Origin of the sequence: Parafrankia colletiae (genome assembly GCF_001854655.1) — a bacterium.
Taxonomy (GTDB): Bacteria; Actinomycetota; Actinomycetes; order Frankiales; family Frankiaceae; genus Parafrankia; species Parafrankia colletiae.
In genome coordinates this window covers 1-10331 of sequence record NZ_MBLM01000022.1, presented here as the reverse complement: position 1 = coordinate 10331, position 10331 = coordinate 1, and the positions used below count along the sequence as shown (strand labels likewise).

The following is a 10331-nucleotide window of genomic DNA, read 5'->3' as shown; positions in this document are numbered from 1 at the left end:
CATAACGGGCGAGACCACACCCACCTGGCGAGACCCCCGATAGAACATAAGCGGCAATCAAGACAAATCAAACATCCACTGAGTATGGGCGGCGTTCCTCGGGTGGTGGTCTGACTCGGAACGCAACTGGCGTGATGCCCTTGCGCTGACCTGTCGGCTGCCGCTCGGGGAGCGTCACCGGCCACCAGACCGGCGGGCGTGTCTCGATAAGGGCCTTGCCGCACAAGGCATCCTCACAGTTTTGACCGCCCTGCCGGTCCGGTGACGTCCATCAACTCTCGGACCGATCAGGAGACCGACAGCCATGGCCCGTGCCTACCCGCCCTCAGAACCAGACCAGATCGAGGCGACGAGCCAGGAGGTCGTCCTCGGGGTCGACACGCACAAGGACCGGCACGTTGCCGCGATCCTGACCACGGTGGGGATGGTGCTGGGAACCGCGGCCTTCCCGACCACAGCCGCCGGCTACCAGCAGCTGCTGGCCTGGGCGCACGAGCACGGGACCCTGCGACGGGCAGGGGTCGAGGGCACCGGTTCCTACGGCGCGGCACTGGCCCGCCACCTGCACATCGCCGGTGTCACCGTGCTGGAGATCAACCGACCTGACCGTGCGGCTCGCCGGCGCCGTGGCAAGACCGACACCCTCGACGCTGAGGCAGCCGCCCGCGCAGTGCTGGCAGGACACGCCACCTCGACCGCGAAGACCGGCAACGGATCGGTCGAGATGGCGCGGATGTTCCGGCTGGCCAGGCTCTGGGCGGTCAAGGCCCGCACCCAGGCCCTCAACCAACTGCACGCCGTCCTGGTCTGCGCTGATACCCAGGTACGGGAGTCCCTGGCCGGCCTCGGTCGAGCCCGGCTGGTCCGCCACTGCGCCGCACTCGACCCGCAGGACCCCACCGACCCCGCCAGCGCCGCGATCTACACACTGCGCCGGCTGGCTACACGGATCCTCACCCTCACCGGCGAGATCGACGATCTCAACCGGCAGCTCAAGACCGTACTCACCCGCCACGCCCCCGACCTTCTGGCGCGGCCCGGTCCTGGCCCGGACACCACCGCCGCGCTCCTCATCACCGCCGGCGACAACCCCGACCGGCTGGTCAGCGACGCGTCCTTCGCTGCCCTGTGCGGCGTCAGCCCCGTCGAGGCATCCTCCGGCAAGATCCAACGGCACCGCCTCAACCGCGGCGGCGACCGCCAGGCCAACGCAGCCCTGCACCGGATCGTCATCACCCGGCTGCGCTACGACCCCCGCACCCGCGCTTACCAGCAACGACGCCTCACCGAAGGCAAAACCCCCCGCGAGATCGTCCGCTGCTTGAAACGCTACGTCGCCCGAGAGATCTACCACGCCCTGCCAACGCCACCCACCGCCCCAGCAGCTTGACGAACATAAGGGCGTCTGTGCCGACCGCCATGACCCGTTCCCACAGTTCGTCGGTGATCGACTCGAAGCGGTCGAACTGCACGACGCCGGCGTTGTTCACCAGGATCAGCACGGGTCCCAGGTCAGCCCGGGCCTGGTCCACGGCGGTGGTGACCTGGGCCCGGTCGGAGACGTCGACGACGTAGCCACGGACGGCTCCGCCGTGCTTCTGCAGGCGCGCGACCTCGGTGTCGAGCAGCTCTGCCTGGATGTCGAAGACGGCGACCTTCGTGCCGCGGGCCACGAGCGCCTCGGTGATCGCGAGCCCAAGGCCCGACGCCCCGTCCGTCACGATCGCGGTAGTCCCCTCGAAGGGCATGCGTGTCCGTCCTTGTGTCTGGGGAGGGTGGCTTGACAGTGCCCGAGTGTGGCGTGCACCATACGCTTAATCAAGCGATTGTTTATTTCCGTGTGAACGGCGAGGACCGGCCAGGGGCCCGGTCCTCGCCCGGCGTCGACCGGGAGCACGCCGCTTCCCGAGCCTTCGTCGTCACCAACAGCCCAGGGCGCGTACTCCCGAGACGCGCCGTGGCCTGCATCCGCGCCCCAGACGCGTGAGGATCTTCGACCCACCGTTTCCGCCCTGCTCGAGGAGAACTGGACTGATGACGATCGAGACGACGCGGCCGACGCGACCCGGGGAATGGCTCGACGACACGAAGATCGGACTGTCGGGCCTGGGCTCCGCCCCGGCCGACTTCCAGTGGAAGATCCCGACCGAGCGTTACACCTCACCGGAGATCGCGGCGCAGGAGCGTGAGCTGATCTGGACGAAGACCTGGCAGATCGTCGGCCGGGTCAGCGCGTTGGCGAAGGCCGGCGCCTGGAAGACCTACCAGCTCTTCGACCAGTCCTTCATCGTGGTGCGCGGCCGCGACGACGTGATCCGCGGCTTCGTGAACGCCTGCCGCCACCGCGGCAACCTGCTGTGTGCGGAGCGCTCGGGCACCTCACGGCAGTTCCTCTGCCAATACCACCTGTGGTCTTACGATCTGGAGGGCAACTGCCGGGGCATCCTGCGCGAGGGCCTCTCGGGTGTCGACAAGAGCGACGTCTCGCTGGTGCCCGTACCGGTGGAGACGTTCAGCGGCTTCATCTTCCTCAACCCGGACCCGGACGCGAAGCCGCTCGCTGAATACCTCGGTCCCGAGGTATTCGAACTGCTGCGGCCGTACCAGATGGAACAGTTCATCACCGTCATGGACGTCGAGGAGCCCCTAGAATGCAACTGGAAGGTCGTCATGGACGCCTTCCAGGAGGGCTACCACCTCTGGGGCGTCCACCCACAGCTCCTGAACGTGATCTTCCCGGACCCGGAGACGGGCCGCTACCGGTTCCTCGGCGACCACAGCGTCGCCACGACACCGTTCGACGTGCCCAGGGGTGAGCATTTCGGTCCGGAAGAGCAGGTCGCCGGGATCCGCAAGCTGCCCGAGACCTTCCCCGCAGTCCCGTTGATGCTGCCTCGCTTCGAGGAGCTCGTCGCCGAGTACCGCGGCGAGGACGGCACCCTCGCCTTCCCGGATGGCGTCACCGCGCGCACGCTGCTGCAGCGGGCCACCCGCGACACACTCACCGGCATGGGCCTGGACGTCAGCAGGCTGACGGACAACCAGATGACCGACAACCAGGGCTGGGTGCTCTTCCCGAACTTCTTCATGACGGTCCGGGCAGGCGAATGCCATATCACCATGCCCACCCCGCACCCCTCCGGCGACCCGAACAAGTGCGTCTGGCACGTCGCCAGCTACATGTACCTTCCCGAGGAGCTCGCCGAAGTGGCGAAGGTGGAACCGACGGTCGTCACGGAACCAGGCAGCCACACCTACTTCGAAGCGCTGCAGCAGGACTACGAGCAGATGCAGCGCCAGCAGGCCGGACTGCGGAACAGCCGTCTGAAGTACGAGACGATCACCCGGGAGGAGATCGTCGTCGCGGCCTTCCACCACGTTCTCGACCGCTACCTGGACGGCGCCCGGTCCTGACAGGCCGCGGCGGGCCGCGATCGGTGTCAGGCGAGACCGGCGGCGGCCCGGCCGCACATGTCCACAGTTCCCCAACCTCACCGCTGGGAGCATCGTTATGGCGCTCACGCTGCGCGACCTCGACGAGGTCATCGGCGACTACACCGGCCCCTCACGGGCCGCGCTGGAATACACCCAGCTGATGAAGAAGCTGGTCGACGCGGGCAAGCAACCCGGGTTCTCAGCCGATAGCTGGGCACCGGTCGCCGAGCTGGTCGCAGTCGACTCCTTCGAACGGATCGGCCCGTTCAAGGAGGTCATGAACTGGCCGGACTACGCCGCGTTCCTCACTCAGTGGGCCCAGACCTCCGAGTGGGAATGCTCGTTCAAGCGGGTCGCCGAGATCGGCTCCCTGGTGCTGCTCGAGCTGGAGGAGCGCAGCACGACCGACGGATTCAGCAGCACTGTGAACTCCGCGACGACCTACGAGTACAACGCCGACGGCAAGGTCGTCCACCTTGCCGTGTACCTGCAGATGCAGCTACCGGACCCGGAGACGCTCAAGAGCTACGAGGGCATCCAGATCACGGAGTGACGCGCGTAAGCCGGGGTCACGGCCACAACAGGCCGCGGCGCCGGCGCATGTTCTGGTTTTGGCCGGAATCCGGGTAGGCAATCAGCGCCGGCTGCACGATTCCGGAACTCCTCGGGCCGGGACTCACGCGGATGCCCGACTCGGTGCCCTCGGCGAACCTGTTTACCCATCTCCCAGAAGGGAGCACCAGCATGACGCGCGTCGAGCCACTGCAGCCCCGCCAGTTCCCACCGGAGATGAGCTCGGCCCTCGCGGCCATGATCCCACCGAAACCGCGCCACCCCATGCCGAATACTGAAGGACAGCGCAAGTCACTCGGCATGCTGGGAATGTTCGCGCACCATCCCCACCTCGCACGAGCGTTCTTCACCTTCAACGGCCAGGTGCTTCTCGCAACGACGCTCACCCCCCGGCAGCGCGAGATCCTCATCCTGCGCGTCGCCGCTCGGCGCGGCTGCGACTACCTGTGGGCGGAACATCTCCACATCGCTGAGGACGCAGGGCTCACCGCCGAGGAGACAGAGTCCATCGCATCAGGCTCCACCACACCGTCCTTCCACCCGCTTGACGCGGCGCTGTTGAGCGCCGTCGACGAGATCATCACGGACGGACTGCTGACGGACCGCACCTGGGCGGCCCTCGCCGCCGGGCTCGACACCCAGCAGATACTCGACGTCATCTTCACCGTTGGTGCCTACGAGACGGTGTCGTCCATGCTGCGGACCTTCGGCATCGGGCCCGACGACGTCCCCCGCCCATCGTGACCGTCCACCGACCTCCTGCGCGCCGCCGCGGTCTGGCCGTCTCTCGACAGGCCCGACGGCGTGGCCCTTCACCGGTGTCCGCATGCGAGACTCGGGGAAGACGACAACCAGGAGAAATCGTGGCGGGCACTCCATCGCTGCTGGGCAGGCCCGTCGGCTCCCGAGGCGATCAGACAAGACAGCGCATTATCGACGCGACGCTACGCTGCGTTGCCGAGGTCGGCTACGCACGCGCCACCATCCGCGAGATCGCCCGGGTGGCCGGCATGACCAGCGGCAGCCTCTACCACTACTTCCCCAACAAGGCCGAGCTGGTCAAAGAGACCTTCCACGACGTTGCCCAGCAGACAGTCCCCCGGTTCACGGCCGCCGTAGAAGCCGCCGACAATGTCCTCGACAAGCTCATGGCAGTGCTCGACGAGACCGACCGACTGGTCCGCGACAACCCCTACGCGGTCCCGTTCGACCGAGCGATCCGGACGGAAAGCGCCGCAGACCTGCACCTGGCGGAAGAAAGCAACACCATCGTCGCCTCCATCCACGATGTCGTCACCGAGATCCTGCGCGAGGCTGACCAGCAGGGCGCCCTCGCGGACCACGTCGACGTCCCGGCTGCCACGAGCGCTATCGGCGTACTGCTCATTGGTCTCTACGAATACGCGCTGGCCGTACCGAACGACAAGTACCACACCACCGTTCATGCCGTGAAGCTACTGATCCGGGGGATGCTCTTCGACCAGGCCCGGCTGGCAGAGCACTGACGACATGGCTCGCGTGGCATCTGAGCCGTCACGCGAGGCCGCGTCGCCCGTGATGACCAGCTGGATCTTTCGATAGGGGCTCTCGGCACCGAGGATTCCCGATCTACCATCCGGCGATGGACCGCGCGTTCCTGAGCGGCTGAGAAGAATACTCGAAAGCACGTGCTCGAAACCCGATTCGCAATATCTAATCAATTGATTAATTAGATACCACCGTACCTCTACCCCGATCACGACACATCAACAACACATCATTCAGCGACTGATCTTGCCAGGAGTTCCAGCGGTGCGCCGCTGGGATTCGCGAGGAGCGAGAAGGACGATGACGAGACGGTTTGAAGGCAAAGTAGCGCTAATCACCGGTGCCGCATCCGGTATCGGCCGTGCGGTCACCCTTCGGCTGGCGGATGAGGGCGCGGCGGTGCTGGCCGTTGATATTGACGAGGATGGGCTGACCGAGACCGGGTCCCTGRCAGCCGGGATGGTATCGGGGCGGGTTGTTGATATCGCCGATCCGGCCGCGTGTGCGGCGGCGGTGGCGGCGGCCGTTGCCGAGTTCGGGCGGTTGGACGTGCTGGGTAACGTTGCCGGGATCTATCGCCCGGCGCACACCACTGACACCAGCGTCGAACTGTACCGGCGGACACTTGCAGTGAACCTTGATGGCCCGTTCTTCCTGTCCCAGGCCGCGATCCCGCATTTGCTGGATGCGGCTGGATCCATTGTCAACATCGCTTCTAATGCCGGAGTACAGGGGGTTCCTTACTCGGCTGCCTACTCGGCAAGCAAGGGCGGCGTGGTCCAGTTGACCCGGTCGCTCGCGGTCGAGTTCATCAAGACACCGCTGCGGGTAAACGCGATCGCGCCGGCGGGCACGCTGACCAACATCGCCAGGACGGTACGGTTCCCCGAGGACCGAGATCCGGATCTTGCGGGCCGGATGGCCGGCTATCGCGGCGTGGCGATGCCGGAGGAGATCGCCGCGCTGTTTGCCTTTCTTACGTCGGGCGAGGCGAAGTCCATCACTGGCGCTGTCTATGTCGTCGACAACGGTCTGACCGTCAGCTGAGGGGAGTATTGATGAACCTGCGTGCCCTTGCCGACAGGCTGGAGATTCAGGAGCAGCTGGCACGCTACGCGCGTGGTGTGGACACGAACGATTTCGAGTTGTGGAAGTCGGTGTTCACTCCCGAGGCAGTCATCGACTACACATCGACGACGAGCAGCCTGCCCGTCGGCCGGCGCGACGAGATGGCGGCCTGGCTCGAGCAGGGCCTGGGCAAGGCACCCTGGAAGATCCACTATGTGACCAACGTGGAGATCGATCTCGATGGCGACCGAGCCAAGGTGGTCGCGCAGTTCTACAACCCGATGCAGGTTCCGGGGATGGCCGAACCGAGCTACTGCGGGGGCTACTACTTCCACGATTTTGTGCGTACGCCCGACGGCTGGAAGAGCGAGAAGCTCGTCGAGGAACTCGTCTGGTTCGTCAACAAACCGGGCGGCGTGAACTGACCTCAGCGCTTCCGGCAAGTCCTTCATCGTTCACGTCGTCGGTTGCCCCTGAGCGCCGGGACTCTTCCTGCGACAGGAGGCGGCACCGCGAATGAGAGAGGAACAGGCTTGATTAACATTGATTCCGTCGACTTCTTCACCGACAACAGCCTTCTGCACGATCCGTACGACTACCTCGCCGCCCTACGCGGGGAATGCCCAGCCCGCCGAGAGAAGCATCACGACGTTGTCATGATCACCGGCTACGACGAGGCACTCGCCATCTACAACGACACCGATCGGTTCTCGTCGTGCCTTTCCGTCACCGGACCTTTCCCTGGCTTTCCCGTACCCCTCGAGGGCGATGACGTCTCGGCGCTGATTGCCGAGCACCGCAACCAGTTGCCGATGAGCGATCAGCTGCCGACGCTGGACCCACCGACCCACTCCGCACACCGTGCACTGCTGTCAAAAATGATCACTCCGCGCCGCCTCAAGGAGAACGAGGAGTTCATGTGGCGGCTCGCCGACCGTCAGCTCGACCAAGCGCTGCACGGCGGACGCTGCGAGTTCATCCGCGCCTTCGCCTCCCCATTCGCCATGCTCGTCATCGCTGACCTGCTCGGCGTCCCGACGGAGGACCAGCCGGAGTTCATCGAGAGGCTCAACCGGCCGCACACCGGAACGCTCGGCAGCACCGGCAACGACCCGATGACACAGTCGCCGCTGGAATTTCTGTACGAGAAGTTCACCGGCTATATCGAGGACCGCCGCCGCCAGCCGCGGGCCGACGTCCTGACCGGAGTCGCCTCGGCAACGTTTCCCGACGGAAGCACGCCAGAGGTGCTCGACGCCGTGTGCGTCGCCGCCAACCTTTTCGCCGCTGGCCAGGAGACCACCGTCCGACTACTCAGCACCGCGGTGATGATGCTCGGCGAGGATCCCGAACTGCAGGCGAGGTTGCGGGCGCACCGCCACCTGATCCCCAACTTCGTTGAGGAGGCCCTTCGCTACGAAAGTCCCATCCGCGGCGACTTCCGCCTAGCGAAGGTCCCAGTCGAAGTCGGAGGAGTACAGCTGCCCGCCGGAACCATCCTCTTCCTGGCCAACGCCGCGGCCAACCGCGACCCGGGCAAGTTCCCCGAACCCGACACCTTCAACATCGAGCGTGCCAACGCACGCAGCCACGTCGCGTTCGGTCGCGGCGTCCACAGCTGCCCCGGGGCCCCACTCGCCCGCGCCGAAGCACTGGTCAGCATCGAGAGGCTGTTCGACCGCACGGCGGACATCTGGATCGACGAGGACCAGCACGGCCCCGCTGCAGAGCGGCGTTACACCTACATGCCCACCTTCATCCTGCGTGGGATCACGAAACTCCATATCGGCTACACCCCCGCCGGCGGCAACGCGTGATCGTGTCGATCGATGCGGACCGCTGCGCCGGTCACGGTGCCTGCGTCGCGACCTGTCCCGAGGTCTTCACCCTCACCAGCGACGGCTACGTCGAGGTAACCGTCGATCGAGTTCCCGACGAGTTGGTCGAACTCGTGAAGCGGGCGGCGGCCGAGTGCCCGGAGAGAGCGGTCCTCGTTGACACTCCCTAGGCGCTTTTATCGTGGGCGTACGTCCCACGGCAAGGTCCGCGACGGCCAGGTCTCCAACCGGCCTTTCTACGCCGTCGTGGGCGTGACCGTGCACGGAGAGCCGGACTGTCTGGGCCTCCACGTCGCCGCTGAGGCAGCGAGGCCGGAACTGGCAGACGTTCTCGTACGACCTCGGCGGCGGCGTGGGCAGCCAGAAGCCGATCAGTTCGTTCAGCGTCACCAGTTCCAGCGAAGGACTACCGACAGTTCAACCCTGCTGCGGGCCACGCAGGTGGTAGGCGCCGCAGCCCGCCGTGGACGACGCAGCGCCAGAAACCTCTTGCGCACACCTCGCCATATGGTTAATCATACGATCAATTGATTATTTGCGCCGCCAGCGACCGGCCAGGCAGGGCCGACCGACCGGCCGACGGCGGTAAGTCCAACGACCAGCAGGGACCGCGATGAACCTCGAAGAGAAGCTTTCCTTACATCAGCGCATGGCCGACGGCTACCGGGACGCCTACCTCCACCAGGGGACGAAGGACGGCGCAACCTACGATAGCTGGAAATTCGCGCCCGACGCATTATACTCGTCGCCGTACTTCACCGGGCACGACGTGATCAACCTGGGCGAGATTTCTGGGGGCGCAGATGCCTCCCTTATTTTCGAGGCCATAGCCGCCTCAGCCATCCAGGAGGCCAAGGCATACTCGGTCACCTTTCCGGACTGGAAGCTTGTCGACTACACCAGCTGGGCAGCCGAAAACGGGTACGTTGCCCGCGTCCGTTGGGAAGGACATACCAGGAACGGCCTGAAAATGGGCTTCTACTCGACCACCTTCGTCGAGACCAACGACAACGGTGAGATCCGGCACTGGCAGACCTTCGTCAACGACGAGGAGTACGGCCCCTTCCTTGAAGTCGCCATCGGAAGGCGCGGCCCTTTCCAGGGCCACCTGGAGTACATGGAGCTCGTCGGCAAGGTGCTGCGGGACAACGGTCTCGAGTAGACCTGACCGACGGGCCGGCGAGAATGCCCAGGCGGGTCGGGCACCTCTGCCTAGTGCCGGACCCGCCAACGTCGGCCTGTACATCCGGGGTCAGGCAGGCCCATGACCAGCACGTTTGACATCGCCAAAGCGGGCGGACGTTGTCGGAAGCGGCACTAGCTCCTGGTCATCGCCGACCTCCTCGGCGTGCCCGAGGAGGACCAGGAGGAGTTCCTCGACCGGTTGCAGCGCCAGCCGCAGGCCGAGAGCGGCGTCGGGGGCACCGGTGAGGAGACCCTGCACCACAGCCCGCTGGAGTTCCTCTACGGCAGGTTCACCACCTACATCGAGGATCGTCGGCGTAGCCCGCGCGCCGACGTGCTGACCCAGCTGGCAGCCGCRACSTTYCCGGACGGATCGACCCCGGCGGTCATCGACGTGGTCAGGGTCGCGGCGAACCTCTTCGCCGCAGGCCAGGAGACCACCGTCCGCCTCCTCAGCTCCGCGCTGAAGATCCTGGTGGAGGACCCCGACCTACAGCGCCAGCTGCGCGCGGAACGCCACCGCATCCCGAACTTCGTCGAGGAGACCCTGCGCCTGGAGAGCCCGGTCAAGGGCGACTTCCGGCTCTCCCGGGTCCCGGTCACCGTCGGCGGGGTCGACCTCCCCGCCGGCACCACGGTGATGGTGGTCAACGGCGCCGCGAACCGCGACCCGCGCCGGTTCGAGGACCCGGGCACGTTCGACGT

At 65.9% G+C, this 10331-nt stretch carries 11 protein-coding genes and 1 pseudogene; 11 read left to right on the top strand and 1 reads right to left on the bottom strand.

What is annotated here, in order from left to right; all coding sequences use genetic code 11:
* Positions 1-304: 304 nt before the first annotated feature.
* Positions 305-1390, top strand: a complete 1086-nt coding sequence (locus CC117_RS04260) for an IS110 family RNA-guided transposase (protein WP_071082455.1) — start codon at positions 305-307, stop codon at positions 1388-1390.
* On the opposite strand, the gene CC117_RS04255 is transcribed toward CC117_RS04260, so the two are convergent.
* Positions 1284-1748, bottom strand: a complete 465-nt coding sequence (locus tag CC117_RS04255; protein WP_084131518.1) for an SDR family NAD(P)-dependent oxidoreductase — start codon at positions 1746-1748, stop codon at positions 1284-1286. The genes CC117_RS04260 and CC117_RS04255 overlap by 107 nt on opposite strands.
* A gap of 286 nt (positions 1749-2034) precedes the next feature.
* On the opposite strand from CC117_RS04255, the gene CC117_RS04250 reads away from it, so the two are divergent.
* The 10 genes and pseudogenes from CC117_RS04250 to CC117_RS04205 form a co-directional block, all read left to right on the top strand.
* Positions 2035-3414, top strand: a complete 1380-nt coding sequence (locus CC117_RS04250) for an aromatic ring-hydroxylating oxygenase subunit alpha (protein WP_071082454.1) — start codon at positions 2035-2037, stop codon at positions 3412-3414.
* A 97-nt stretch (positions 3415-3511) separates the two neighbouring features.
* Entirely contained in the window at positions 3512-3988 is a 477-nt protein-coding gene (locus CC117_RS04245; RefSeq protein ID WP_071082453.1) for a hypothetical protein, read from the top strand.
* 191 nt (positions 3989-4179) lie between these two features.
* A complete protein-coding gene (locus tag CC117_RS04240) occupies positions 4180-4752 on the top strand; it encodes a carboxymuconolactone decarboxylase family protein (RefSeq protein WP_071082452.1) in 573 nt (190 codons plus the stop codon).
* A gap of 119 nt (positions 4753-4871) precedes the next feature.
* The gene (locus tag CC117_RS04235; protein ID WP_071082451.1) at positions 4872-5513 is read left to right on the top strand and encodes a TetR/AcrR family transcriptional regulator; all 642 of its coding nucleotides are present in this window, start codon (positions 4872-4874) and stop codon (positions 5511-5513) included.
* 322 nt (positions 5514-5835) lie between these two features.
* Complete coding sequence (locus CC117_RS04230; protein ID WP_071082450.1) at positions 5836-6582, top strand: SDR family NAD(P)-dependent oxidoreductase; 747 nt, start codon at positions 5836-5838, stop codon at positions 6580-6582.
* 11 nt (positions 6583-6593) lie between these two features.
* Positions 6594-7028, top strand: a complete 435-nt coding sequence (locus CC117_RS04225) for a nuclear transport factor 2 family protein (protein WP_071082449.1) — start codon at positions 6594-6596, stop codon at positions 7026-7028.
* A gap of 108 nt (positions 7029-7136) precedes the next feature.
* Positions 7137-8420, top strand: a complete 1284-nt coding sequence (locus tag CC117_RS04220; protein ID WP_071082448.1) for a cytochrome P450 — start codon at positions 7137-7139, stop codon at positions 8418-8420.
* Between the two features lie 2 nt (positions 8421-8422).
* Positions 8423-8611, top strand: a complete 189-nt coding sequence (locus tag CC117_RS04215; protein ID WP_241829828.1) for a ferredoxin — start codon at positions 8423-8425, stop codon at positions 8609-8611.
* A 443-nt stretch (positions 8612-9054) separates the two neighbouring features.
* On the top strand, positions 9055-9603 hold the full coding sequence (locus CC117_RS04210) for a hypothetical protein (RefSeq protein WP_071082446.1): 549 nt from the start codon (positions 9055-9057) through the stop codon (positions 9601-9603).
* A 159-nt stretch (positions 9604-9762) separates the two neighbouring features.
* Positions 9763-10331 (top strand): annotated as a pseudogene (locus CC117_RS04205) (cytochrome P450); the annotation flags it as partial.